The 25,475-nt window shown below is 70.9% G+C and carries 18 protein-coding genes; 8 read left to right on the plus strand and 10 right to left on the minus strand.

Annotated features, from left to right (window positions below; all coding sequences use genetic code 11):
- Positions 1 to 279 precede the first annotated feature (279 nt).
- Positions 280 to 1,860, plus strand: coding sequence for a sigma-70 family RNA polymerase sigma factor (locus E2651_RS04505; RefSeq protein WP_135329662.1), 1,581 nt, complete (start codon positions 280 to 282; stop codon positions 1,858 to 1,860).
- 32 nt (positions 1,861 to 1,892) lie between these two features.
- On the opposite strand, the gene E2651_RS04510 is transcribed toward E2651_RS04505, so the two are convergent.
- Positions 1,893 to 2,345: a helix-turn-helix domain-containing protein gene (locus E2651_RS04510; protein WP_135329663.1), complete on the minus strand. Its 453-nt coding sequence runs from the start codon at positions 2,343 to 2,345 to the stop codon at positions 1,893 to 1,895.
- Between the two features lie 120 nt (positions 2,346 to 2,465).
- On the opposite strand from E2651_RS04510, the gene E2651_RS04515 reads away from it, so the two are divergent.
- Positions 2,466 to 3,677 carry an MFS transporter gene (locus E2651_RS04515; RefSeq protein ID WP_135329664.1) on the plus strand — a complete coding sequence of 404 codons (1,212 nt, stop codon included), beginning with the start codon at positions 2,466 to 2,468 and terminating at the stop codon, positions 3,675 to 3,677.
- A gap of 60 nt (positions 3,678 to 3,737) precedes the next feature.
- Here E2651_RS04515 and E2651_RS04520 read toward each other — a convergent pair whose 3' ends face one another.
- Positions 3,738 to 3,935, minus strand: coding sequence for a hypothetical protein (locus E2651_RS04520; protein WP_135329665.1), 198 nt, complete (start codon positions 3,933 to 3,935; stop codon positions 3,738 to 3,740).
- Here E2651_RS04520 and E2651_RS04525 point away from each other — a divergent pair.
- Entirely contained in the window at positions 3,934 to 5,658 is a 1,725-nt protein-coding gene (locus E2651_RS04525; protein ID WP_135329666.1) for a hypothetical protein, read from the plus strand. The two genes, E2651_RS04520 and E2651_RS04525, sit on opposite strands and share 2 nt — an antisense overlap.
- Before the next feature lie 313 nt (positions 5,659 to 5,971).
- On the opposite strand, the gene E2651_RS04530 is transcribed toward E2651_RS04525, so the two are convergent.
- Positions 5,972 to 8,209 carry a hypothetical protein gene (locus E2651_RS04530; RefSeq protein WP_245238571.1) on the minus strand — a complete coding sequence of 746 codons (2,238 nt, stop codon included), beginning with the start codon at positions 8,207 to 8,209 and terminating at the stop codon, positions 5,972 to 5,974.
- A 133-nt stretch (positions 8,210 to 8,342) separates the two neighbouring features.
- On the opposite strand from E2651_RS04530, the gene E2651_RS04535 reads away from it, so the two are divergent.
- Positions 8,343 to 9,266: an NAD(P)-dependent oxidoreductase gene (locus tag E2651_RS04535; RefSeq protein WP_135329667.1), complete on the plus strand. Its 924-nt coding sequence runs from the start codon at positions 8,343 to 8,345 to the stop codon at positions 9,264 to 9,266.
- A gap of 150 nt (positions 9,267 to 9,416) precedes the next feature.
- Here E2651_RS04535 and E2651_RS04540 read toward each other — a convergent pair whose 3' ends face one another.
- Positions 9,417 to 9,902, minus strand: coding sequence for an NUDIX hydrolase (locus E2651_RS04540; RefSeq protein WP_135329668.1), 486 nt, complete (start codon positions 9,900 to 9,902; stop codon positions 9,417 to 9,419).
- Positions 9,899 to 10,558 (minus strand): TetR/AcrR family transcriptional regulator, encoded by a 660-nt coding sequence (locus E2651_RS04545; RefSeq protein WP_135329669.1) that lies wholly within the window; start codon positions 10,556 to 10,558, stop codon positions 9,899 to 9,901. The genes E2651_RS04540 and E2651_RS04545 overlap by 4 nt, the downstream gene beginning before the upstream one ends.
- A gap of 68 nt (positions 10,559 to 10,626) precedes the next feature.
- Between E2651_RS04545 and E2651_RS04550 the strand changes: the two genes are divergently transcribed.
- The 3 genes from E2651_RS04550 to E2651_RS04560 all read left to right on the plus strand — a co-directional run bounded on the left by E2651_RS04550 (position 10,627) and on the right by E2651_RS04560 (position 14,113).
- Positions 10,627 to 12,024: an MFS transporter gene (locus E2651_RS04550; RefSeq protein WP_135329670.1), complete on the plus strand. Its 1,398-nt coding sequence runs from the start codon at positions 10,627 to 10,629 to the stop codon at positions 12,022 to 12,024.
- Entirely contained in the window at positions 12,021 to 13,265 is a 1,245-nt protein-coding gene (locus E2651_RS04555) for an FAD-dependent monooxygenase (protein ID WP_135329671.1), read from the plus strand. Before E2651_RS04550 ends, E2651_RS04555 begins: the two co-directional genes overlap by 4 nt.
- Positions 13,266 to 13,462: 197 nt before the next feature.
- Positions 13,463 to 14,113 carry a YceI family protein gene (locus tag E2651_RS04560; RefSeq protein ID WP_135329672.1) on the plus strand — a complete coding sequence of 217 codons (651 nt, stop codon included), beginning with the start codon at positions 13,463 to 13,465 and terminating at the stop codon, positions 14,111 to 14,113.
- A gap of 83 nt (positions 14,114 to 14,196) precedes the next feature.
- Here E2651_RS04560 and E2651_RS04565 read toward each other — a convergent pair whose 3' ends face one another.
- Complete coding sequence (locus tag E2651_RS04565) at positions 14,197 to 14,610, minus strand: hypothetical protein (protein WP_245238572.1); 414 nt, start codon at positions 14,608 to 14,610, stop codon at positions 14,197 to 14,199.
- A gap of 224 nt (positions 14,611 to 14,834) precedes the next feature.
- On the opposite strand from E2651_RS04565, the gene E2651_RS04570 reads away from it, so the two are divergent.
- Positions 14,835 to 15,497 carry an MBL fold metallo-hydrolase gene (locus E2651_RS04570; protein ID WP_135329673.1) on the plus strand — a complete coding sequence of 221 codons (663 nt, stop codon included), beginning with the start codon at positions 14,835 to 14,837 and terminating at the stop codon, positions 15,495 to 15,497.
- Between the two features lie 45 nt (positions 15,498 to 15,542).
- Here the strand turns inward: E2651_RS04570 and E2651_RS43690 are convergent, their stop codons facing one another.
- The 4 genes from E2651_RS43690 to E2651_RS04585 all read right to left on the minus strand — a co-directional run bounded on the left by E2651_RS43690 (position 15,543) and on the right by E2651_RS04585 (position 25,401).
- Positions 15,543 to 15,710 carry a hypothetical protein gene (locus E2651_RS43690; protein ID WP_167828691.1) on the minus strand — a complete coding sequence of 56 codons (168 nt, stop codon included), beginning with the start codon at positions 15,708 to 15,710 and terminating at the stop codon, positions 15,543 to 15,545.
- Between the two features lie 103 nt (positions 15,711 to 15,813).
- Positions 15,814 to 16,995: an FAD-dependent monooxygenase gene (locus E2651_RS04575; RefSeq protein ID WP_135329674.1), complete on the minus strand. Its 1,182-nt coding sequence runs from the start codon at positions 16,993 to 16,995 to the stop codon at positions 15,814 to 15,816.
- Positions 16,992 to 24,260 carry a non-ribosomal peptide synthetase gene (locus E2651_RS04580; protein WP_135329675.1) on the minus strand — a complete coding sequence of 2,423 codons (7,269 nt, stop codon included), beginning with the start codon at positions 24,258 to 24,260 and terminating at the stop codon, positions 16,992 to 16,994. The genes E2651_RS04575 and E2651_RS04580 overlap by 4 nt, the downstream gene beginning before the upstream one ends.
- Before the next feature lie 85 nt (positions 24,261 to 24,345).
- Entirely contained in the window at positions 24,346 to 25,401 is a 1,056-nt protein-coding gene (locus E2651_RS04585; protein WP_135329676.1) for a methyltransferase, read from the minus strand.
- Positions 25,402 to 25,475 lie beyond the last annotated feature (74 nt).

The following is a 25,475-nucleotide window of genomic DNA, read 5'->3' on the forward strand; positions in this document are numbered from 1 at the left end:
CCCCCATACGTCCCCCTGTCCCCACGCGTGACTCCTGCCCCTCATCGTGTCATCGCCCACTCTTGCTGGCGCCGGCCGCCGATGTCGTGGCACCGTTCCCGGGCAGAAGGGACGGCACCCCCTGCCCCACGCGGCACTTTTGACCCGCCTTGGGCGCATTGTCCGTACAGACCGCGGACAATCTTCCGCTGTCCCCTCAGGTTTCTGTTATCGGGGCGGAGACCAGGGATCTCCCCTTCTGTCGGAGGAGACAGGTCCCAGGACAGAGAGTGGACAAGCGTGAGCAGTGAACGTGAAGTCGCGATGATCATGGCGGCACGGGCGGGCGACGAGCAGGCGCAGGACGAGCTCGTCGCCGAGTACCTGCCGCTGGTCTACAACATCGTCGGCCGGGCCCTGAACGGCCACGCGGACGTGGACGACGTGGTGCAGGAGACCATGCTCCGCGTGCTCGGCGGCCTGGAGGGACTGCGCACCCCGGAGAGTTTCCGCAGCTGGCTCGTGGCCATCACGATGAATCAGATACGCGGTCACTGGCGCGGGCGCGGGGCCGAGCCGATACCGGCGGGCGGCGGCCTCGCCGACGCGTACGACGTGGTCGACCCCGGCGCCGACTTCGTCGACCTGACCATCGTCCGCCTCGGGCTCTCCGGCCAGCGCCGCGAGACCGCCGAGGCCACCCGCTGGCTGGATGAGGACGACCGCGCGCTGCTCTCCCTGTGGTGGCTGGAGTCCGCGGGCGAGCTCTCCCGGGTCGAGGTCGCCGCCGCGCTCGAGCAGACGCCGCAGCACACGGCGGTACGGGTGCAGCGGATGAAGGCCCAGCTGGAGACGGCCCGCGTGGTGGTGCGCGCCCTGTCGGCCGATCCGCGCTGTGTCCAGCTGGAGCAGATAGCCCACGGCTGGGACGGCATGCCCTCCGCCCTCTGGCGCAAGCGGCTCGCCCGGCACGCCCGCGACTGCGCGGCCTGCGCGAGCCATTGGTCGAACCTGGTGCCTGCGGAGCGGCTCCTCATCGCCCTCGGTCTGGTCCCGGTGGCGGCGGCGCTCGCGGACCGGGTGATGGCACCGGGCCTCGTCACGGTGGCGAACGCCCACGCGACCCCCGCGGCCGCCCCGTCGGCCCGCGGCCGGGCCCGCCTGGAGCGGGCCAGACGCCGCCGCCGCAACGCGACCGTGGCGGCCGCTGCCGCCGCCCTGTTGATCGGCGGTGGTACGGCCTACGTCCTCGCCGCTCCGGAGTCGGATGAGACCTCGCCCTCCACCGCGGCGGCCACGGAGTCCCCCACGAGCGCCTCGCCCTCCAAGAGCCCGAGCAAGTCGCCAAAGCCCTCCGCGTCCCCGAGCAAGACCAAGGCCAAGCCCAAGCCCAAGCCCAAGCCGAGCAAGACGAAGGCGAAGCCATCGCCCACCCCCACCAAGGCCGAGCCCAAGCCGACGCCGACGAAGACCGCCGCCCCGCCGCCGGCCACGCCCAGCGGCGTCGCCGACCAGGTGATCGAGCTGGTCAACACCGAGCGCTCCAAGGCGGGTTGCGGCCCCGTCACCTCCAACGCCAAGCTCGCCACGGCGGCCACCAACCACTCCGCCGACATGGCCGCCCGCGACTACTTCGACCACACGAACCCCGACGGCAAGGACCCCGGCGACCGCATCACCGCGGCCGGCTACCGCTGGAGCACCTACGGCGAGAACATCGCACGCGGCCAGCAGACCCCGGCCTCGGTGATGGACTCCTGGATGAACAGCGAGGGCCACCGCGCCAACATCCTCAACTGCTCCTTCAAGGAACTCGGCGTGGGCATCCACAACGGCTCCGGCGGCCCCTGGTGGACGCAGGCGTTCGGCGCGGCGCTCTGACGCCGGCTCTGACTCTGGCTCTCCGGCTCAGCTCACTGTGCGGAGACCTTGTGGACGGAAGTGTCGTCGGGGTCAAGACGTCGCCCGTCCGCGGACAGCACTTCCAGTGCGCGCAGGCGATTTCCCTCCCGGCGGTCGACCAACTCTGAGTGCGGTTCACCGGGGGCGAAGAAGTTCTGTTCGCCCCACTGTCGCAGGGCCACGATGACGGGGAAGAGCGCCTTGCCCTTCGGGGTCAGTACGTACTCGCGGTAGGCGCTGCCGTCCGACGCGGGGACGGATTCGAGGACACCGCCCGCGACCAGGGTGCGCAGCCGCGCGGTGAGGATGTTCTTCGCCACGCCCAGGCTGCGCTGGAACTCCCCGAAGCGCCGGCTGCCGTCGAAGGCGTCCCGCACGATCAGCAGGGACCACCAGTCGCCGATCGCGTCCACCGACCGGGCGACGGGACATTCGCTGTCGTCGAAGCGCGTCCTGGTCACCATGGCGCCCCTCACTCTCATGTTGGTTGCAACATGCTACCAAGCAGGGCTACTGTCGCCGCCACTGGTAGCAAGATGAAACCAGATACGCGGAGAAGTACCGAGGAGCGCGGAGGAGTGCTGATGCCCGGCAACTGTGAGGCTGTGCCACGACGGAGTGCCGTTTTCGTCCTGTCCCGTGGCGTCGTCATCCTGTTCGCCGTCGCCTGCGGGGCAGCGGTGGCCAACGTCTACTTCGCCCAGCCGCTCCTGGTGACCATGGGCCACGACCTCGCCATGAGCCCGGCACTTGTCGGCAGCGTGGTCACCTTCACGCACCTCGGCTACGGCCTCGGCCTCTTCTTCCTCGTACCGCTGGGCGACATGGCCGACCGCAGACGGCTCATCGTCGCCCAACTCCTGTTCCTGGTAGCGGCGTTGGTCGTGGTGGCCGTCGCCCCCACGGCGGCGGTCCTGCTCGCGGGCATGGCCGCCACGGGACTTCTCGCGGTCGTCACGCAGACGCTGGTGGCCTTCGCGGCATCACTGGCACCCGCCGCCGGGCGCGGACGCGTCGTCGGTCTGGTCACCAGCGGCGTGGTCATCGGCATCCTGCTCGCCCGCACCGCGTCCGGACTCCTCGCCGATCTCGCCGGATGGCGCTCCGTCTACCTCGCGTCGGCGTTACTCACCGCCCTGCTCGCCCTGGTGCTGCACCGAGTGCTGCCGCGCCACGGCACCCCGACGCCCACGACCCTGCGCTACGGACAGCTCCTGCGCTCCACGGTCACCCTCTTCGCCCGGGAACGACTCCTGCGGATCCGGGCCCTGTTCGGGCTGCTGATCTTCGCCGCGTTCAGCACCTTGTGGAGCAGCGTCGCGCTGCCGCTCAGCGAGGCCCCGTACTCCCTGTCCCACAGTGCGATCGGCGCACTGGGTCTGATCGGCGTCGTCGGCGCGCTGGCCGCGACCGTGGCGGGCCGCCTGAACGACCGCGGGCTCTCCGGCCGGACCACCGGCATCGCACTTGCCCTGCTCGCCGCGTCGTGGCTGCCCTTGGCCTTCACCCGCAGCTCGCTCTGGGCCCTGGCCGTCGGGGTGGTCCTTCTCGACCTCGCCGTGCAGGCAGTCCATGTCACCAACCAGACCTTGATCTACGCGCTGCACCCCGCTGCGGGCAGCCGACTGATCGGCGGATACATGGTCTTCTACTCGATCGGCAGCGCCACCGGCGCCATCGCCGCGACCTCCCTCTACACGGTGGCCGGCTGGGGCGCCGTCTGCGCACTCGGGGCCACGTTCAGCTGCCTCGGGCTCCTGCTGTGGGCGTTCACCCGAGACAGCACCCGCCGGTAACGTGTGCCCAGCTCATCGGACGGGCTCCCGGGGAAAGGTTGTGGCACGGCTTGAACTGCGCTAGGTCGACGATGGCCGCGAGCCGCGAGCCGCGAGCCGCGAGCCGCGAGCCGCGAGCCGCGAGCCGCGAGCCGCGAGCCGCGAGCCGCGAGCCGCGAGCCGCGAGCCGCGAGCCGCGAGCCGCGAGCCGCGAGCCGCGAGCCGGTCGGGCGGTTCGGGCGGTTCGGGCGGTTCGGCGTCGCCCCTCGGGGCGGGCATGAACGCCGGAGGGCCCCTGCGCGTCCCCGTCGGTCACGACGCCGACCGCTGGACCACCTTCCGCGGTGAGAAGACCCTGGTCGTAGCGGCTCGCACGGTGACGTCGACCGTGCGGGTCCTTGAGTGTCTGCCGGTCCTGCTGCGCGGCGACAGCCGGGTGAGTGTCGTCTTCGCGTACGACGGCACATCCGCCTTCAACGACGGAGTCCTCGATCTGCTGCACGACGCCGGCTGCCGGGTCATGCCGTGGGATCAGCTCAGCCGGATCACACCCGACCTGATCGTCTCCGCGAGCGAGAACATCGACGTGCCGGACGGCGCGTGCCCGGTCCTGGTCCTCCCGCACGGCATCGGCTTCCAGAAGTTCGTGCCGGACTCCCGCTCGGCACGGGACCGCCTCTCCGGTGTCGTACCGGACAGGCTGCTCGAGGCGGGCCGGGCCTGGCTGGCCCTCTCGCATCCGGCCCAGGAGGAGCAACTGATCGCCGCCCATCCGAAGGCCGCGGGCCGCACCCTGCTCGTGGGTGACCCGGTCTACGACGAACTGCGCGCGGGCGCGGGGCAAGCCGCCGCGTACCGACGCGCCCTGGGCCTGCGCGACGACCAGCACCTGGTGGTGCTCAGCTCGACCTGGGGCCGCACCTCGCTGCTCGGCCGGGCGCCCGAACTCCCGGCTCGGCTGCTCGCCGCGCTGCCCTGCGACGAGTACCGGGTGGCCGCGATCGTCCACCCCAATGTGTGGGCGGCGCACGGTAGTTGGCAGATCCGGAACGTGCAGGCGGCCGCCCTGGAGGCGGGCCTGCTGCTGGTTCCGCCGGTGGGCGCGTGGCAGTCGGTGCTCGTCGCGGCATCGGCGGTGGTCGGCGATCACGGCTCGGTGACTATGTACGGGGCGGCGCTGGGCAAGCCCGTGCTGCTCGGCGCGTTCGGCGACGACTCCGTACCGGGCACGGCGATCGCCGAACTCGGCCGTGCCGCGCCCCGGCTCGACCCGCAAGGCGATCTGCTCGCCCAACTGACCCACGCCCTCCGAACACCCGCCCCACAGCGACACGCCTCCGTGGCCGACCAGGCCTTCGCCGAGCCGGGTCTCGCGCTCGCCCGGCTGCGTACGGCGGTGTACCGGCTGATGGAGCTGCCGGAGCCGCGAACCGCACCGCCCGCCCCGTCGCCGCCACCTCGCCCCGAACCGGCGGCCGACGTCGTCACGTCCTGGACGGTGACCACATCGGTGATCCGGGACCAGGATCCCGCAGCCGTCGTCGTACGACGCCATCCGGCCGCAGTCGGCGACACGGCGGGCGAAGAGCCGGACACGTTCACGCACTTGGCCTGCGACGACACCGAGCGGGACACGCGACTGACCGAGAGCGCGTCGGTACTGCTGCGCCGCGCCCCGGCAGCAACGGCCGCCGACGCGATCCGCTGGGCGCGGGACACCCTCGCCCGCTTCCCCGGCGCGCTGCTCGCCGCGACGGCGCTGCCCGGCGGCGGTTGTCTGGCCGGGCTGCGGGACGGCCGTCTCGTGGAGGCGTCGGTGACGGGTCCACCGTCCGGCCCCGGCCTCGCGGCCACGGCCGTCTACACCTGCCTGCGCGCGGAACTCCCCCTGGCGGACACCATCGTGACACTGCGGATCGGCGACGCACGCGGGGAGGACGTCGCACTCCGCGTGCGACCACAACCGACGACCGGGCCCTTTGGCCAACCCGCCCCGCCCTAGGGCCTGTCCGATGGGTCAGGCCGGCCTTCGCGCCGGGCGCCGATTCACCAGGGCCGAGCGGGCCCTCGTGCAGCTGCAAGGCGGAGGAGGGCGACAACGCGGAGCGTCGGCAACCGACGACAACGCCGGAGGCGGCACCTCCCTGCTCGAGCGAAGCCGAGAGCTTGGGGGAGCGCATGCCAGGGCCCGCGACCCCGGCAGGACCCATCGGACAGGCCCTAGCCTCCACCGCACGCCAAACATCCCGCTCAGCGGAGGCGGCGACAACCGGGGCGCCTCGACTGCGCCGCCCGCCCCTCGCCTCCACCACACATCACGCGTCCCCCTCACCCGGCATCCGTCCGAGCCACCGCCTCAACTCCTCTGCCTCCGGGTTGCCTTCCGACTCGTAGATCTCCGCGGCCCTCAGGACCAGAGCGCGGCGGCCCGCCGCGTCTTCATCCCCGGCCTCCAGGATCTTGGCCACCGCCACCCTCGCCTCGGCCTCGTAGTGGAACGCCTCCAGTGCGCGCAGGGACTCCGCCGCGCCCTTCAGGGCCGTGATCGCCTCGTCGGTCCTGCCGCTTCGTTCGTGCGCCGTGCCCAGGGCGATCAGGACGCGCGCCGCCATCCTCGGGTCGTCGCAGGCCGTCAGCGCCCGGTGCGCCTCCCGCAGTGTCTCCAGCGCGTCGGCGAGATCGCCGTGGGCGTCCTGTGCGCGGCCCAGGAAGTACGTCGCTATGGCCGCGCCCCGCATCTCCCGTCCCTGGACGTTGAGTTCGAGGGACTTCCGGTACGCCGCCATGGCCCGGGGCAGATCGGTGCGCTCCCAGACGCGTCCGGCGAACTCCAGGGCGGAGGCGTGCACCACGGGGTGCCCCGACACCTCGGCGCAGGCCACGGCCTTCTCCAGTTCGACGCGGGCCGCCTCGTGCTCGCCGAGGCTCATCAGCGGGCGGGAGAGCAGGCTGCGCAGCCTCGCCTCGGCCGCCGGGACCGGCGTGGGGTCCGCCACCGCTGCCGCCACACCCAGCTCCAGGGACTCCTTCCACGCGGCGAGGTGCCGGTGGTGGAGGAACAGCACCGTGAACGCCTCCGACAGTTGCCACACCTGCGTGAACAGGCCCTCGTCGAAGGCCGTGCGCAGCACCTCGAGGATGTTGGGGTGTTCGGCCTCCAGCCAGTCCAGCGGGGCGGGCGCGCCGTCGTCGGCGGCGGCGGCGGCGAAGGGATCGGGTGCGTCGGACAGCAGTTCCGTGAGATCGGCGATGCGCAGCCTGTCGGCTCTCACGGCCCGGTCGGCGAACGCGGTCAGGGCGAGGTAGTGCGTCACCATGCGCTCGACCGCCGCGCGCAGCGTTCCCCGCGTCTCCTCCTGCGCGGCGCGCTCGCGGGCATGCAGGCGTACGAGATCGTGGAAGCGGTAGCGGTCGTCCTCTGTCATGTCCAGGAGCCGCACCTCCTCCAGGGCATCGAGGAGGGAGCGGGCTGTGTCCGTGCCGAGCCCGGCCGTGGCAGCCGCGGCCCCCGCGTCGAACGACCCTCCCGGCAGGCAGGACGCGAGCCGGTACATCCGGGACGCCTCCGGCGACAGCTCCCGGTACGTGAGATCGAACACCGCGGTCACGGAACGCTCCTTCCCCACGGCCATCCCCGCCAACCGGCCGCTCTCATCCGCCAGTTCGCGGGCGAGGCGGGTCATGGTCAGCCGCCGCCCGGCGACCAGCCGGGCGGCGAGCACACTGAGCGCCTCGGGGAGACCCGCACACAGCTCGACCAGGTGCCGGGCCGCCTCCTCCTCGGCCGTCACGGCCTCGTCGCCGCACAGTTCGGCCAGCAACTCCAAGCCGCTGGTGTGGCCGAAGGGTTCCACGGGCAGCAATCTGGCCCCGGAGACGGCGAGTTCACCGAGGCGGGCGTGACTGGTGGCCAGCACGACGCTGCCCGGCCCCTTGGGGATCAGCGACCGCACCTGTGCCGGGTGGCTGACGTTCTCGAAGACCATCAGTAACCGGCGCGGCGCCGAATGCGACCGGAACAGCGCGACGCGGTCCTCGTACGACGCGGGAATGTACGACTCCCCGATCCCGATCGACAGCAGGCACTTGCGCGCGGCCTCGGACACGTCGCTGCCGCCCGAAGGCCCGCCCAGCGAGGCGAAGTCGACGTAGATCTGCCCGTCGGGGAAGAGCGCGCGACCCTGCTCGGCCGCCCAGTGGCAGACCATCGATGTCTTGCCGACCCCGCGCAGGCCGTAGAGGAGCCCGAGACCGACGCGGTCCCGCGTCCGCTCCGTGCGTCCCGTGCCGAACCAGCCGTCGAGTCGTGCGATGTCGTCCCGCCGATTGACGAAACTCCCCAGCACGGGCGGGACTTGGTCCGGCCTGATGTGCGGTCCGGGAGCCTGCGCCTGCTGGACGTTGAAGGTGATGCCGCCGTGCACCTGCCCCGCCTGGACGACGGGCCCGTGCACGATTCCGGACAGGTCGTTGTGCGTGTGCATCTCCAGAGGCTCCGGCGGCCCGTTCGGCGCTTCGGGCTCTTCTGGTCCTTCGGGCTCTTCGCTCGCCATCCAGAACTCCCCCTCGCTCCGCGCTCGGGGCACCTTCCCCAAGCATCACTGGTGCCACCGTAGAGAGCGATCTTCGTCCTGGCGAGGAGGCCCCGGACTGACCCCGTGCGGCGCGGATCAGTAGGTTGATGCCATGACCGACAAGATCACCGTAAGCATCCTCGGCACCGGCATCATGGGGGCCGCGATGGCCCGCAACCTCGCCCGCGCCGGGCATGACGTCCGGGCCTGGAACCGCAGCCGCGACAAGACCGAGCCACTGGCCGCCGACGGCGCGTACATCGCCGACACCCCCGCCGACGCGGTGCGGGGCGCCGACGCCGTCCTCACCATGCTGTACGACGGTGCCGCCGCCCTGGAGGTCATGCGGCAGGCCGTCCCCGGCCTGCGCCCCGGCACGGCCTGGGTGCAGTCGACGACCGCGGGCATCGACGCGGTCGGCGAACTCGCCGACTTCGCCCGCAGCCACCAACTCCCCTTCTACGACGCTCCCGTGCTCGGCACCCGGCAGCCCGCGGAGGCCGGACAGCTGCTTGTCCTGGCCGCCGGGCCGGTCGAGGGCCGGGACGTGGTCACCCCCGTCTTCGACGCCGTCGGCGCCCGGACCGTGTGGACCGGTGACGACGGGGCCGCGGGCAGTGCTACGCGGCTCAAGCTGGTGGCCAACAGCTGGGTCATCGCGGCCACCAACGCGACGGGCGAGGCCCTCGCCCTGTCCCGGGCGCTCGGTGTGGACCCGCAGGACTTCTTCGACGCCATCGCCGGCGGCCCGCTCGACATGGGCTATCTGCACGCCAAGGCCGATCTCATCCTGGGCGATCGGCTGACACCGCCCGCCTTCGCGGTGTCCACCGCGGTCAAGGACGCCCGTCTGATCGTCGAGGCGGGCGAGCGGCACGGCCTCCGCCTCGACGTGGCCGCCGCGGGCGCCGAACGCCTGCGCCGCGCCGCCGCGCAGGGCCACGGCGACGAGGACATGGCGGCCGCGTACTACGCCAGCTTCGAGGACGACTCCTCACCTGACGCGGGCGCGGGAGTCGACTCGACCACCAAGTGACCGGGAACTCGAGCAGCCCCTGGATCGTGCCGCCCGGCTTGAAGGGCTCTCCGGGGAGGTGATGGACGCCGAACTCGCCGACGAACCGGCGCGGCCGCCGCTGTACGGGCTGCGCCGGTTCGCCGCCTGGCCGGGCGAGCGGTGATGTACTCAGTGGCGTGCAGTGGGATAGCGGTGGAACGCACCGGACGCCGCGCCCAATTCCGGCCGCCATCCGTGCAGTACGGCAGCCGACGGCGCGAAGAGTTCGGCCGGTACGTCTTGGGGCGCGAACCAGGCCCACCGCTCGATCTTGTCCGGCTCCCGCACCGTGGCCGCACCCGACGCCGCCGCCACGAGTGCCCCGGCAGTCACCCGGGTCACCCCGCGCTCCCCGTCCACGAAGAACGCGCCGATCCGGACCTCCTCCGCATCCGCCACCAGGCCGGTCTCCTCGGCCAGTTCACGCACCGCGGCGTCCTCGAAGCTCTCGCCTGGGTCGACCTTGCCGCCCGGCAACTCCCAGCGCCCGTCGTGCCCGAGCCCGAGCAGCACACGCCCGCCCGCGTCGAGGACGACGACTCCGACGCCGACGAGCCCGTGCGGGGTGGGGAAAGCCCGCTCGGCCCGCTCTCTCCGTTCGGTGCCGCTGCTCATGCTCGGTACGCCCGGAGAAAGGTCCGCACGCCCTCGACGACGAGTGGCCGGACGCGATCGTCCTCCGCGGCATTCGCGGAACCCAGCCTGTCCAACGCGACGCCGAAGGTCAGCGCGATGAACTGGTCCGCCGCGAGTCGGGGATCGGGGACGTCGAGCAGCCCGGCCGCGGCGAAGGCGGCGAGCCGGTCGGCGATCGCCTCGTCGGGAGTGTCGGCCATGGGATTCCTGCCCCCGTCCGGCAGGTGGTCGGATCCCGCCCGAACCAGTCGTTGCAGCGTCGCGTACTCCGCCGAGCCGAGCATGTCGGTCGCGATGCGCATCGAGAACGTGACCAGGGCGTCCTCGAGTTCGGCTGCCTCGGTGGCGTCGGTGAGGGTGTCGTCGAGCGTGCGCCGGATCGTGGTGATCAGTGACTGGCCGACGGCGTCGACGACTGCTTGCAGCAGCGTCCGCTTGTCGCCGAAGTAGTCGTAGACCGTCCGCTTGGACACCTCGGCCCGGGCGGCGACCGCGTCGACGCTCGACCGGTCGAAGCCGTCGGCGAGGAACAGGTCCCGGGCCGCCGAGAGGATGGCTGCCCGCTTCTGGGTGGACCCCTCGCGCAGTGTCTTCGTGGCCGGCGCGTTCGTGGCTGGCGTCTTCGTGGTCGGCATGGGCACATCCTAACCGTCCTACACTGCACGGTGTAGTGTAGTAATCCGGCACGACGGAAAGGATGTCCATGACCGCAACTCTGGCTCCCCCGGTCCGTATCGGTAAGGCCGCTGTCTGGGCCCTCGGCCTGCTGGCAGTCGCCACCGGCGCCCTGGAGTCGGTGGTGACGCCGACGCTCCCGCTCCTGCAACGCGAGCTGGACATGAGCCCCGCCGAAGGGGCGTTGCTCAGCATCGTGCTCCTCATCACCGGCGCGCTCATCACGCCGGTCGCAGGCAAGTTAGGCGACCGCTACGGCGGAAAACGCGTCCTGATCCGGCTGATGGCGGTGGTCTCGGCCGGTGGCCTGGTGTCCTCCCTGGCGCCGAACCTGCCCGTGCTGCTGTTCGGTCAGGTACTGCAAGGGGCGATGGTGGGCGCGCTGCCCCTGTCGTTCATCCTGGTGCGCGAACACCTCCCCGCGGGAGAGTCGAAGGTGGCCATCGGGGTGGTCAGCGGGTTGTTCGTGGGCGGCGGCATGGCGGGAACGCTGGCGGCCGGGCCCGTGGCGGAAGGGCTGTCCCGGCACTGGATGTTCGCGCTGCCGACGATCGCGGTCATCGGGGCCACCGTGCTGGTGAACCGGCTGATGCCGCTTGACCCGCCGCGCCGGTCGGACGACACCGGGGTCGACCGGCCCGGCCTGGTTCTCCTGAGCGGGACGCTGGTCACGCTCATGCTCGTGCTGGCGACGGCACCCGACATCGCCTCGCAGCCCCTCGTACTCGGCGCCCTCATCGTGGTGCTTGCCGCCTTCGTGACCGGATGGGTCGCCGTCGAGCGCCGCGCGGTCTCGCCGATGGTCGATCTGCGCATGCTGGCACGGCCCGCGATGTGGCAGTCGTGTGTGCTGACGTTCGTGATCTGCCTCGGTACCTCGGTGGCGGTCTATCTCATCCCGCAGCTCTTCGCGGTGTCCGCCGACGCGTACGGATTCGGGGCCGGCGCCACGGAGATCGGCTTCTTCCTGCTTCCCGGCGCCGTGGCCGCCTCGCTTGCCGGGCCGCTCGGCGGGATCGGGGCACGGCGTTTCGGCTCGCGTGCCGTGGTAACCACCGGGGTCGTCCTGATGGCCGCCGCCCTGATCGCCCTGGCGGCCGCGCACACCGAGATCTGGCACCTGGTCATCGGCAAGCTGCTGATCGGGCTCGCCAACGGCCTGTGCGTGACGGCGCTGGTGACCGGCACCGCCACATCCGTCGACCGAAATGACACCGGCATCGCCACCAGCCTGGTCCTGGTGACGCGCGTCCTCGGCTACGCCGTGGGTGCGCAGATCGGTGGCGCGCTCCTCACCGCCGGGACCCCTTCCGGGTCGGATGTCCCGGCCGAATCGGCCTTCGTCACCGGCTTCGTCATAGCCGGCGCCGTCACAGCGCTGTCCCTGCTTGTCGCCCGCACCATGAGCAAAGGAGTCAAGGAATGAACCGCACCGAGCAGTTGAGGGACATCCGTGCCACGCCGAAGCGCAAGGTCCTGATATCCGGGGCCAGCATCGCGGGGCCCGCCCTCGCGTTCTGGCTGAACCGCCACGGATTCGCGGTCACGGTGGTCGAGAAGGCGGGCACGCCGCGTCTCGGCGGTTACCCGATCGACGTACGCGGCACGGCACTTGAGGTCGTACGGAGGATGGGAATCCTGCCGCGACTGCGGGACGCGCACATCGACCTGCGCCGGCTGACCTTCCTCGACGGGGACGGCGGCGAGGTGGCCTCGCTCGATCCGCACACCGTCACCGGGGGTGTCGCGGGGCAGGACCTCGAGGTGCGGCGCGGGGATCTGACCGGCGCTCTCTACGCGGCGGTCCGTGACGACGTGGAGTTCCTGTTCAACGACTCCATCGACACCCTCGACCAGTCCGACCACGGCCACGGCCACGGCCACGGCCACGGGGTCGACGTCACGTTCCGCGGGGGCGGCAGGCGTACGTTCGACATGGTGTTCGGCGCGGACGGACTGCACTCACGTACCCGCGCGTCCCTGTTCGGCCCCGAGGAGCAGTTCCACCGATACCTCGGTTACTGCTTCGCCGGATTCACCATGCGCAACACCTTCGGGCTCTCCCACGAGACCGTCATCTGGAACACCCCGGGCAGAGCCGCGGCACTCTACGCCACAGGGGACAACGACGAAGTGCACGCCTTCCTGAACTTCGCCCGCCCGGAACCGCCGTTCGACGCGTTCCGGAATCCGGAAGCCCAACGGGGCCTGGTCGCCGCGGTCTTCGCCGACGCGGGATGGGAGGTCCCGGGCATGCTTGCCGCCCTGCGCGACGCGGACGACCTGTTCTTCGACGTCGTCAGCCAGATCCGCATGCCCCGCTGGTCCAGCGGCAGGGTCGCGCTGGTGGGCGACGCGGCGTACGCGCCCTCGTTCCTCACCGGACAGGGCTCCAGCCTCGCGCTCGTCGGCGCGTACATGCTCGCCGCTTCCCTGGCCGACCGGGACCACGCCGCGGGCTTCGCCGCGTACGAACACAGCACCCGTGAGTTCGTGACCCTGAACCAGGAACAGGTCGGCAAGGGCGACGCCACCCTCTTCCCCACCACCGCCGGCGCCCTGGAGCAGCGCAACGACATGCTGCGCAAACTCAGCGCCATGCCCCCTGCCCCGGAAGGTCGGCCGGCCCACTCGGCCCTCACCCTGCCCGCATTCACGCCCTGCTGATCGGGGTAACTGACACAGCGCCAATGTGACCTTGTGTCACGTGACGCCACCCGCCGGTGCATCCACATCCGTGTCGATGTTGTGCATCTTTGCAGTCAGGGGCATGGAACCCGGACGAGACCTCCCATCTCGCTGGGGAGCGCGCGTTTCCACCGTGATAACACGGAGTGATCAATTCCTAAGGAGACGACGACATCATGGGTATCTTCAGCCGTCGCCAGACCGCGACCCTCGAACCGGCGCCGGCTGTCGGCCCCAGAAAGCCTTCCTCTGCCGCCGATGCCGCGCTCGACCCGGCGCTTCGTGCGCTGACGGGCGAGTGGACCATCGACCGCCCGCACAGCCGCATCGGATTCTCCGTGCGGCACGCGATGGTCACGACGGTGCGAGGCGCCTTCGCCGACTACACCAGCACGCTGCACTTCGACGGCGCCCGGCCCTCCGCGTCACGGGCCGAGATCGTCATCCAGGTCGGCAGCGTAGACACGGGTGTGGAACAGCGGGACGCGCACCTCATAGGCGCCGACTTCTTCGACGCGCGCCGCTACCCGGAGATGGTGTTCCGCAGCACGTCCGCGGTCCATGAGGGCGGGGAGACCTTCCGCATGGCGGGGGACCTGACCATCCGCGGCGTCGCCCGGCCCGTCGAGCTGCAACTCGACTACCTCGGTTCGGTCGTGGACCCGTTCGGCTACGAGAGGGCGGGCTTCGACGGCACCACCACCATCGACCGCACCGACTGGGGTCTGGTCTACAACCAGCGCCTGGAGGCGGGCGGCACCATGGTGAGCGAGAAGGTGCGACTGCAGTTCGACATCTCCGCGATCCGCTCAACACCCATGGCGTAGCACCCCGTTGGCTCCACCGCGCCCCCTCCCCCTCCCCTCCCGGAGCGGCGGGGGCGCGCGTCGTGCAACTGCCTAGTGCCGCATCAGGCAACGTTCGCCCTGGTGAGGAACCAAGCCAACACAGCCACGCCGATGGGTAACGCAACAAGGTAGCCGACGAGGATACCGACGCCCGGATCAGCCAGCGCAGGAAAGGCCCAGTTCGCTGCTGCAGCCACGAGCAGTCTCACCGTTGCCAGCGCAAGGAGAGCGGTGACAACAGCAAGCCGACGCGGCGGGCCCGCCCTGCGGTACAACTCAGCCGCAGGCCCGATCGCGATCAGGCCCGTCACGAGGCCGACGAGACTGGTGTCGGGCAGCCACCCGAACGGCCACCCCACCAGAGCGACCAACCCGGAGAAAGCGAGGCCGACCAGTTCCAGCGCGACGGTGGACACTACCGGGTCCCACGAGGGGCGTCGGATCGAGCCGCTCCCACTGTCCTTCTCATCGGCCACGTCGTCAGAGTAGCCATCGACAGGGCGAACGTTGCCTGATGCGGCACTAGTTCGACGATGGGGTCTCAGACGATGGGCTCTCATAAGACTCCAGCGCCTTCAGGACGTCCTGGATCCGGGTGACCTCGGCATTGACGTCCTCACGCCGTCGCCTGGGCCTTGACCTCCTCGGCCTCCGCCACCGTGGGGAGGAACCCTCCGCGTAACAGGAGCCCGTCGGTCACATCCCGTTCTGCGTCCTCGCGCCCGAAGTACAGGACGACGACTCCTCGCTCACGCTGATCGACGCGGGATCTCCCGGCACCGCCGGGGAGATGGCAGCGGCGCTCGGGTCCGTCGGGCTCCGTCCGTACGCCCTGCGCCGCATCGTCCTGACGCATTTCCACTGGGACCACGTGGGAGCGGCCGCCGAGCCGGCCGCCCAGTACGGCGCGACGATCCTCGCGCACCGCGCGGACGCCCCGGTCATCCGCGGTGAACAGCCGCCGCCCTGGCCCGACTTCACGGACGCGCCGGACCGGGAACGCGAGCTGTTCGAACAGGTCCAGGGTCCCGGCGGGCCGACCGCCGACCGTCCGGCGATCTCCTGCGCCCCGCCGTGCCCCGTGGACATCGAGGTGGCCCCCGGCGATGTGCTCGAATTCGCCGGGGGCGCCCGGGTCGTCCATGTCCCGGGGCACACCGAGGGAAGCCTGGCCCTGCACATCCCGGCGCACTCCGTGCTGCTCGCCGGGGACGGCCTGGCCAGGATCGGCTCCGACGTCGTACCCGGAGTGTTCAACCAGGACCGTTCCCGCCTGCTGGCTTCCGCCCACCTGCTGACCGGGCTCGGCGCGGAGACGATGTGCGTCGGCCACGGCGATCCCGTCGTCTCCGGTGGCACGTAGGCCGGGGAGGGTGTGCCGTCCCCCATGTCCGCCGCGGTGTCCGGTTCACTCGCCTTCGACGTCGTCGAAGCCGTACGCGTACAGCAGTTGGGCGGACTCGGCGAGCCAGGCCCGCGTGCGTGCCCGCTCGTCGGCTCCGGCTGACCCGCACCCGCATCCCGCGCCACCCAGCGCGCGCAGCGCCTCGGTCACCACCTGTGTCATCCGGGCCACGTCGGACGGCGCCATCCGCCGTCCGGCGACTCGACCTCCACGGTGATCCGGCACGTGACACGGATCCATGGCTTGCTCCTGGGACGGCTGCGGGCGGCGTGGGTCAGCCCAGCGGGGGCCAGGTGAGGACCGCTTCGTTCTGGCTGGTGAACTTGGATTCGGGCGCGAACCGGAAGTAGAGGTCGCGCATCCGGGAGGCGAAGGGGCCCTCCAACTGCTCGGTCTCGCTGAGCGCGCGGGCCGCGGCGACCAGTCCCTCGGTCCGTGGCCGGCGCTGGTCCTCGTAGCCGCGCAGGGCCGAGGACGGATCCGTCGCCTCCTTGAGGTACTCGGCGAGGACGACGGCGTCCTCGATGGCGAGCGCCGCGCCCTGGCCGAGGCTCACCAGCATCGGGTGCGCCGCGTCGCCGAGCAGGGTCATGCGTCCGGTGCCCCACCGCTCCAGGAACGGGCGGTCCTGCGCGGTGATGCTGACGATGTTCTCCTCGGGGGTGACCCGGATCGCCTCCTGTACCTCCTCGGCCCAGCCGGCGAAGAGTCCCGCGACCTTCTCCTTGCCGAGCCGCGGGTTCCCGGTGACCCAGTCGGGGACGTTCTTCGTCGCCCACCAGTACGCGCGGCCGTGGCCGATGTCGGCGAGGCCGAAGCGCTGGCCCCGCCCCCAGTAGTGGGCGGCGTAGCCCTTGGTCATCCGGGGATGGCTGAAGGGCACCGTCGCCAGCCAGCACACGTAGTTGCCGGGCCGGGGCTCGTCGGCGTCGGCGTCCGCCACCTGTCGGCGGATCGCGGAGTTGAAGCCGTCGGCGCCGATCAGGACGTCGCCCGAGGCCTTCCGCCCGTCCTCGAAGGTCACCTCGACCCCGTCGTCGCCGGTGACGAACTCCTTGGCCGCTGCGTTCAGTTCGATGTGCTGGTCGCCTCCGAGCGCGTCGAGCAGCGTCTGCTGGAGATCGGCCCGGTGGACGGCGTGGTTCGACGCGCCCAGACGGTCGGCGAGTTCACGGAACCGAAGGGCCCTGATCAGCCGGCCGCGCCTGGTGAGGAACTTCAGCTCGTCGAAGACCTCACCGCGCTTCTCCAGACCCGGGGCGATGTCGATGTCCAGGGTGCGCAGCGCCAGGACCGCGTTGGACATCAAGGAGACCGCCGTGGTCCCCGGACGCAGCTCGGGAGCCCGTTCGAAGATCTCGACCTCGACGCCGACCCGGCGCAGCGTCGCCGCGGCCGCGAGACCGCCGATCCCGGCCCCGATGACGATGGCCTTGCGTGGGGAGTGCCGCGTCATTTTCCACTCCTGTCGGTCGGGCGCCGATCGAGTCGGTCGGCCATCACTTCTACGATTCCTGCGATTTCCTGGGCGATGACGTTCACGTGCGGTTCCTCCAGGAGGACCAGGTGGTCGCCGGGCACGTCCACCACCTGAAGTCGGCCGGTGGTCAGGGCTCCCCAGCCGTTCGTGGGGTCCTCGTGCAGGCTCTGTGCGGCTCCGTGCATCGGCTGGAGGATCTCCGGCAGTTCCGAGGTGGCGCGGAGCAGCACCAGGTCCTCGTCGCTCGATTCGGGCCGGTAGGAGAGGATCGCCTGCCAGTGCGCCTTGAACATCCCGAACAGGCGCCGCACGGTGGTGCGTGAACTGCCCGCGGGCAGCACGCCCGCCCGCGTGGCGTGTTCGACGATGAAGCCGAACTTCTCCTCGTCGTCGAGACCGTCCGGCAGCGGGACCACCGGCGTGGTTCCGCCTTGCTCCATCCACAGCAGCTCCCAGAAGAACCACTCAAGGAGCGAGTGGTCGGCGACGTCGGGCCGCTCTCCCTGCTTGACGGCGATCGGGTCGATCAGCACGGTGCCCTGGAGGGCATCCGGATCGGTGCGCTGCAGCTGGCGCGTCATCTCGAAGGCGATGAAGCCGCCGAACGACCAGCCGCCGATGACGTACGGACCTTCGGGGCACGCCCGGCGCATCGCCTTCAGGTAGCTGTCGGCCAGCTCGGGGATGGAGCTGAGCGGTTCCGTGCCGGGGACGGTCCCTGCGGCCTGCAGCGCGTAGACGGGCTGGTCTTCCGGCAGTTGGCGGGCGAGGCGTACGTAGCACAGGACATGGCCGCCGAGCGGGTGGACCAGGAACAGTGGCGGCTTGCCGCCCTGGGTGCGGATCGGCACGACCGGGTCGAACTCCGCCGCCGATTCCCCGGCCCGCAGCCGCTGCGCGAGCCCGGCCACGGTCGGCGCCGCGACGAACGCGGAGAGCGGGACGCTGACGCCGTACCGCTTCTCGATCGTCATCACGAGCCGCATCGCGGTCAGCGACGTACCGCCGATGTCGAAGAAGTTGTCCCGCACCCCGACCGAGGGCAGCTCGAGGAGTTCCGCCAGGATGCCCACCAGCGCCTTCTCGTGCTCGTCGGCCGGTGGGGCGGCGTCCGCCGCCGGCGCGGCCAGCGGCATACGGCGCAGCAGCGCGTCGTCCCGCTTGCCGCTGGGTGTCAGGGGCAGGCTCGCCAGCCACTCCAGGTGCGAGGGCATCATGTAGTCCGGCAGCGCCGCACGCAGACGGGTCCGCACCTCGTCCAGGTCCACGGCCGCCGCGTCGCCGACGAGGAACGCCGCGAGGAACGCGTCGCCGCCTTCCCGGCGCCGGGCCACCACCGCGGCCTCGCGGATGCCGGGCTGCTCCTCGGCGATTTTGGCGATGGCGATCTCCACCTCGGCGAGCTCGACCCGGTAACCGCGCACCTTCACCTGGGAGTCGGCGCGGCCGAGCCACACGAGGTTTCCGTCGGGCATGACCCTGGCCAGGTCTCCGGTGCGGTAGAGGCGGGCGCCCGGCTCGCCGGAGGGATGCGGCACGAAGCGCTGCTCGGTGAGGTCGGGCCGGTTGCGGTAGCCGTGGGCCAGGCACACCCCGCCGATGTAGACCTCGCCCTTCGCGCCGGGCGGCACCGGCCGCATCAGACCGTCGAGGAGGTGGATCTCGATCCCGCCGATCGGGGTGCCGATGGGCGGCAGGTCGGGGAAGCCGGCCGGGTCGCCGGTCATCGTGTGATGGGTCAGCAGATGCGTCTCGGTCGGCCCGTACTGGTTCTCCAGGACGGTGCCGGGCAGCGCGGCGCAGAACCGCCGGATCTCGTCGGTGATCCGCAGTTGCTCGCCGGAGGAGATCACGACCCGCAGTGCGCGGGGCCGGATGCCCAGCGCCTGGGACGTCTCCGCGAGCTGCTGGAGCGCGACACAGGGCATGAAGGCCCGCTCCACCTCCTCGCGGTCCATGAGCCGCAGCAGCGCCGGCATGTCGCGCCGCTCCTCCTCGGCGAGCAGCTGGAGGGTGCCGCCGCCGCAGAGGGTGGAGTAGATCTCCTGGAACGCCACGTCGAAGCTGAGCGGCGCGAACTGGAGGGTCTTGCCGCCCGCCGCGCCGCTGGCGGAGGGGATCTGCCACTCCATGTAGTTGGCGAGCACCCGGTGCGGGAGTTCGACGCCCTTGGGCTCGCCGCTGGACCCGGAGGTGAACAGCAGGTAGGCGACGGTCTCGCCGGTGATGTCCGGCAGTCGCGGACCGCCGCCGGGTTCCGGCTCGGCGGCGAGCGGGTCATCCACGGACAACAGGTCGTCGACGTACAACAGTCGGGAAAAGTCCTCGAAGAGGTGCGCGTGCGTCTCGTGCGTGATGATCCGCAACGGGTCTGCCTGGGCGACCATCGCCGCGAGCCTGGCCGGCGGATAGCTGACGTCGAGCGGGACACAGGTGGCCGCGGCCTTCCCGACCCCCAGCACGGTGGCCAGCGTTTCGGGCGAACGGTCCATGGCGATGCCGACGGTCGATCCGGGCCGGGCGCCGGCGCCGATCAGGCCGCGGGCTATCCGGTTCGCGGCCTCGTCGAGTTGTGCGTACGTCCACTGCCGCGATCCGCAGGAGACGGCCACCGCGTCGGGAGTGGACGCGACGTGCTCGTCGATCCGCCGGATGACGTTCGCGGGGGTGTCGCCGCCGCTGCCGGGGGCGGTTCCTGCCCGCAGTGCCGCTTCGGCTCGCGGATCGCGCAGGAAGGCGAAGTCGGCGTCCGCGTCGGGGTGTTCGGTCATCCGCTGGAGGACGGCGAGGTAGGTGCGGCCGATGCTCTCCGCCTGTGGGCGGGAGAAGGTGCGTCCGTCGCAGTCCATGCGCAGCCAGAGGCGTCCGTCCACCGGGTCGATCACCGCGTTGACCAGGAGCTTGAAGTTCGTCTCCTCCCAGGTCCTGAAGTCGGTCAGCTCCATGTCGGTGTGCTCGAAGAACGAGCTGAGGACGTGCGGGTGGACGTAGTTGAAGGCCGTCTCGAAGATGACGTCCCCGCCGCGGTCCTCCTGGATCGCGCTGAGCGGGTAGCGCCGGTGGGGGTGGCTGTCCTGCTCCTGTCGGTAGACCTCGCGCGCCGACTCCATCCAGGTGCGCGGCCGGGTGTCGAGGCGCAGCGGCAGCGTCTCCAGGAAGAGTCCGGTGATCCGTTCGGCGTCGGCCTCCTCCGGCCGCCCGCCGGTGACCAGGCCGGTGGTGATGTCCCCCGTGTCGGAGAACAGCCGCAGGGTGAGGCAGTGCGCGGCGAGCAGCAGGGACTTGACCGGCAGGCCGTGGGTGCGCGCCAGGTCGCGTATCTCGGTGCCGAGGCCGTCCGGCAGCTCCACCTGGTGGACGATGATCCCCTCGTCGATCCCTTCGTCGCCCGCGGGCATGTACGGCCTCAGCCCGTCGATCTGGACCAGTTCGGCGCCGGTGAGCAGCCGTTGCCAGTAGCGCTTGGTGGCGTCCGAGGCCAGGGCCCGCCGTTCCTCGCGTACGTAGAGGGCGGGGGACGGCAGTGGTCCGGACGGGACGGCGGCGACGGGCTGCCCGGCGTGGTGGAGGAAGTCCTGGAGCAGTTCGCGGACGAGGGTGGCCACGCTCCAGCCGTCGAGGATCGCGTGGTGGAAGCTGAACACCAGCTCCACGGAGTCGTTCAGGACGTGCGCGCGGAACAGATAGAGCGGCGGTCGGTCGAGGCGGTACTCGTGGTACCGGCGCTCCTCGATGTGCCGGGCGATCTCGGCCTGCGCCTCCTGGTCGCCGAGGTCGCGCAGATCCGCGATCTCCAGGCCGCCGTCGGCCTCCCGGTGGACGAGTTGCAGGGGTTCGGAGTATCCGCCGAGGTCGAACGCGGAGCGCAGGACCGGGTGGCGCCGGACCAGGCTGTCGAAGGCGCGGCGCAGCGCTTCCTCGTTCCAGACCGTCTTGAGGGAGTAGCGGAATACGTCGTGGTACACGGCCGATTTCTCGTGTTCCCGGCTGTGGTAGAGCAGGCCGAGGTGCAGCCGTGTCGCCGGATAGGCGTCCGCCAGGCCGGTCAGCCGCGCGCGGTCGACTCCGGACACCAGCGCGAACGGCTCCAGCGGGGCGTCCTGACCGTTCGGCGACGAGGTGGTCGCGGTCGCGGCGAGCGCCGCCACGGTGGGGTTGCGGACCATGTCGGCCAGGGTGAAGTGAACGCCCGCGCGCCGTGCCTCGGCCTGGATGCGGAGCATCAGGATCGAGTCACCGCCCAGGGAGTAGTAGTCCTGGTCGACGCCGATCTCGTCGGTCTCGAGGACGACCGACCAGGCCGCCGCGATCTTCGCCTCGGTCTCGTTGGCCGGCGCCGCGGTCCTGGCGTCCGCCTCCACGGCGGGAGCGGGCAGCCTTCGCCGGTCGGCCTTGCCGTTGGCGGTGAGCGGGATCCGGTCGATCCGCACGAAGAAGGCCGGGATCATGAACTCCGGCAAGGACTTCAGGAGTTGGGCCCGGAGCTCCGCGAGCCGCACGTCCTCGTCCGCGACGTAGTAGCCCACCAGGTGGACGCCGCGGGCCGGTGAGTTCCGGTCCACGACGATCGCGTCCCGGACGCCGGGGAAGGCCGTCAGACGGCCCTGCACCTCGCCGAGCTCCACCCGGTTTCCACGGATCTTGACCTGGTCGTCGAGTCGGCCCAGGTATTCGAGGGTGCCGTCCGCGAGCCAGCGCGCCCGGTCGCCGGTGCGGTACATCCGCCCGCCGGGGGTGAACGGGTCGGCCACGAAAACCGCCGCGTCCAGCTCGGGCCGGTCCAAGTAGCCGCGGGCCACGCCCACTCCCGCGATGCACAGCTCGCCGGGCACCCCGGTGGGCTGCAGGTCGCCGTGTGCCCCGACCACGTAGAGCCGGATGTTGTCGATCGGCCGCCCGATCGGTACGCGCCGTACGTCCTCGGCCGCGTCGCCCGGGCAGTCGTAGTACGTGACGTCGACCGTGGCCTCGGTCGGGCCGTAGAGATTGACCAGGCGTGGCACGGTGACCCCGGCTGCGGCGAAGACCCGGTTGAACCGGTTCACCTGGGCGGGCGTCAGCGCCTCGCCGCTGCAGAACACCAGGCGCAGGGACGCGATGTCGTCCACCAGGGCCGGAGTCTCTTCGAGCAGGTCGAGGAAGGGGCCGAGCATCGAGGGCACGAAGTGGGCCACGCTCACCCGGTGCGCCTCGACCGTCTTGAGGATGGCCGCGGGATCCCGCTCGCCCCCGGGCGGGAGCAGCGCGAGTCCGGCGCCGGTGATCGCCCACCAGAACAGCTCCCACACCGAGACGTCGAAGGTCGCCGGTGTCTTCTGGAGCAGGACGTCCCCGCCGCCGACCGGGTAGCCGCGCTGCATCCACTCCAGGCGGTTCACCACGGAACGGTGCTCGACCTGCACGCCCTTGGGCTGCCCGGTGGATCCCGAGGTGTAGATGACGTAGGCGAGGTCGCGCGGGCCGCCGCCGGCGGGTGCGGGCGGCTCGGGCTCGGCGCCCGGGGTGTCGTCCAGGCGGCGCACGGGTACCGCGTCGCCGACCAGGGAGCCGGGAACGGTACGGCCGAGGAGCACGGCCTTCGCCCCGCTGTCGGCCAGCAGGAACCTGACGCGACCCTCGGGATGGCTCGGGTCGACCGGTACGTACGCGCCGCCTGCCTTGAGCACCCCGAGGACGGCCGCGACCAGGTGCGGGCCGCGCTCGGCCACCACGGCCACCCGGTCGCCGGAGGCCACACCGTCGCCGCGCAACTGGTGAGCGATGTGGTTCGCCCACGCGTCCAGCCGCGCGAAGGTGAGCGCATCGGCGGGATCGTCGGCGAGGAGCGCCACCCGGTCGGGCGTCCTGGCCGCCTGCTGCTCGAAGAGCGCGTGGATTGTGGCGTCCTGGGAGTAGTCGGTCTCCGGGCCGCTGCCCACCGTGATCAGGGCGGCGCGCTCGGCGGCGCCGATCATGGGGACCTCCGACAGCGGGCGGTCCGCCCGGTCGAGGGTGCCCTTGAGGATCGCCTCGATGTGGGTGGCCACGGACGCGATGGGGAAGTCCGCGTCGAAGACGTCGAGGGCGTAGTCCATGTCGACCAGGACATCGCTGACGTCGTCCAACTCGTTGACGACGACCGCGAGTACGTCGTCGTCGTGGGCGCGGGCCTGCACGACGGTTTCGTACGCCACACCCTGTACGTCGAGCGGGTTCGGCCAGCGCAGGTAGGCGATGGTGGTGTCGAACAGCCGCTTGGGGCCGCTGTCCTGGAGCGGCACGGAGCGCAGCAGGTCTCCCAGGGAGAAGCGCTCGTGGGGTTTGAGTGCCCGGGTCGCGGCCTGCACCCCGGCGACCAGTTCGCTCATCGTGCGGTCGGGGCTGGGAGTCACCCGCAGCGGCAGGGTGTTGGCGAAATGGCCGACGGTCTCCTTCTGCCCGGCGGTGGGCCGGTTCAGCAGCGGCACGCCAAGGACGACCTCGTCGCTGCCGTGGATCCGGGAGAGATAGACGGCGAAGGCACTGGCGACGAACGCGAAGACCGAATGACCGCGTTCCCGTATGCCTTCGATGAGACCGCGCTCGATCAGGAAGCTGTGGCGGGCGCTCCTCCGTGACCCGGCCGGCGCGGCGCGGCGGAAGAAGGCCGGGGCGACGCCCTTGAACTGCTCCTGGAAGAACTCCCGGTCCCGCTCGTGGTCGTCCGAACCCCGGTAGCGGCGCTCGTCCTCGGCGAAGTCCAGGTACGACGGCGCGGGCGGGCCGCTGAACTCCCCGGTCCGCCGCACCTGGTCGTACTCGGCGCGGACCTGGGACATGAACAGGTTCAGGCCCCAGCCGTCGGCGACGATGTGATGCACCTTGACGTAGGCGTGGACGACGTCCTCGCGCTCCTTGAGGACCGTGATCCTGAACAGCCGGCGGCGCTCCACCTCGAACGGGACGTCGAAGGCGTCCTTGATCCACGCCTCACAGGCCGCACGCGGCGCGGGAGTTCCGGAAAGGTCGACCGTCGGAATGTCGAACGCCTCGTGCTCGGTCCACTGGCACGGGGTTCCGTCCTCCGGGTCGATCCGGAGCTGGAACGCGTCGTTGCGGTCGGCCGCACGGCGCAGGCACTCCTTGAGCAGGTCGACGTCGACGTCACCGGTGAAGCGGTCGGTGATGAAGCAGTTGAACTGCGGGAGATCCGGGAAGAGGGAGTTCGCCGCCCAGATGTCCTGCTGGTAGGCCGTGAGAGAGTTACGCCCCCGGAGATTCACGATCGCTCCATATTCCTCAGCTTTTGCCTTCGGTTTCTGAGTTGCGCGACTTCCTCGGCGAGCATTTCTCCGCGGATCAGAGGACTCAGCCGGCCTCGGGCTTCCGTGCGCGGAGGATGACGTCGAACCGTCCGGGATATTGGCGGTCCATCGGCTCGAAACCCGCTTCCGTGTACCACTGCTCGAATTCCCGCGGCGTGTAGATGCGGCCCTCGGGCGACGCGATGGTGTGGACGTACGCCGACATGAAAGCGGCGTGGGCGGGGCCGGTCTCTTCGTCGTCCTCGGCGCAGGCGACGATCACCATGTGGCCGCCGGGCTCCAATGCCCGGTAGGTCTTCGCGAAAAGGTTGCGGACCTGCTCCGGGGACCAGATTTCGAGGAAGCGGGAGAAGACGACGCAGTCGTGGGACGACGTGGGGAACTCGTCCTGCATGATGTCGGTTCCGACCGCGCGGACCCGATCGGTCAGGCCGGCCTCGGCGATCCGGTCGTTCGCCATCTTCGCCACGTTCGGCAGTTCGAGAATGGTCGCCTGAAGCTCCGGCCAGCGCTGGGCGAAGGCGATGGCGTTCGTCCCGGTTCCCCCGCCGACATCCAGTACACGGCGATACGACGAGAAGTCCACGGCGTCGACGAAGTCCTCGACCACCGAGCGGCTTTGGTGCTCCATCATGGCGGTCCACACCTTCTCGAGGTTCTCGTCCTCGCCGAGAAGCTCGTAGAGCGTGGTCGCCGACTTTCCGGCGAGCAACTCGCGATGCAGGCCCAGGTTTTCGTTGTCCACCAGCGATTCGTAGAGCCAGCCCATCGGCCGGTACAACATCTCGTGGGTGTAGCGGATGATGACGGGCATGAATCCGTCCGGATCGCCCGACAGGAGATCGGTCGCGGCGGTGTTGTGATACCCGTCGCCTTCCTTGCGCACGAGCTCGAACGAGCAACACCCCAGCATCAGCACGTGTCCCGCGCGCGCTTCAAGACCCAACTCGTCGGTGATCTCTTCGAGGGTGCTGCCCGGCCGCTCGTTGAGCAGGGCGAACAACTTCAGGCGCAGCGCGGCGTGCAGAAACGGGAATCGGAAGCTGGTGTACACCAGCTTCCACAGGTCGTCCAGGGCGGTCGCAGACGGTTCGGTCATGGTGATCCCTTCCCAGTATCGCGAGCCTCAGGGGGGCCATGCGAGGCCGGCCCTCCCACTGCCCCATCTTGGGC

Source organism: Streptomyces sp. MZ04 (assembly GCF_004684775.1).
In the GTDB taxonomy this organism is placed as follows: domain Bacteria; phylum Actinomycetota; class Actinomycetes; order Streptomycetales; family Streptomycetaceae; genus Streptomyces.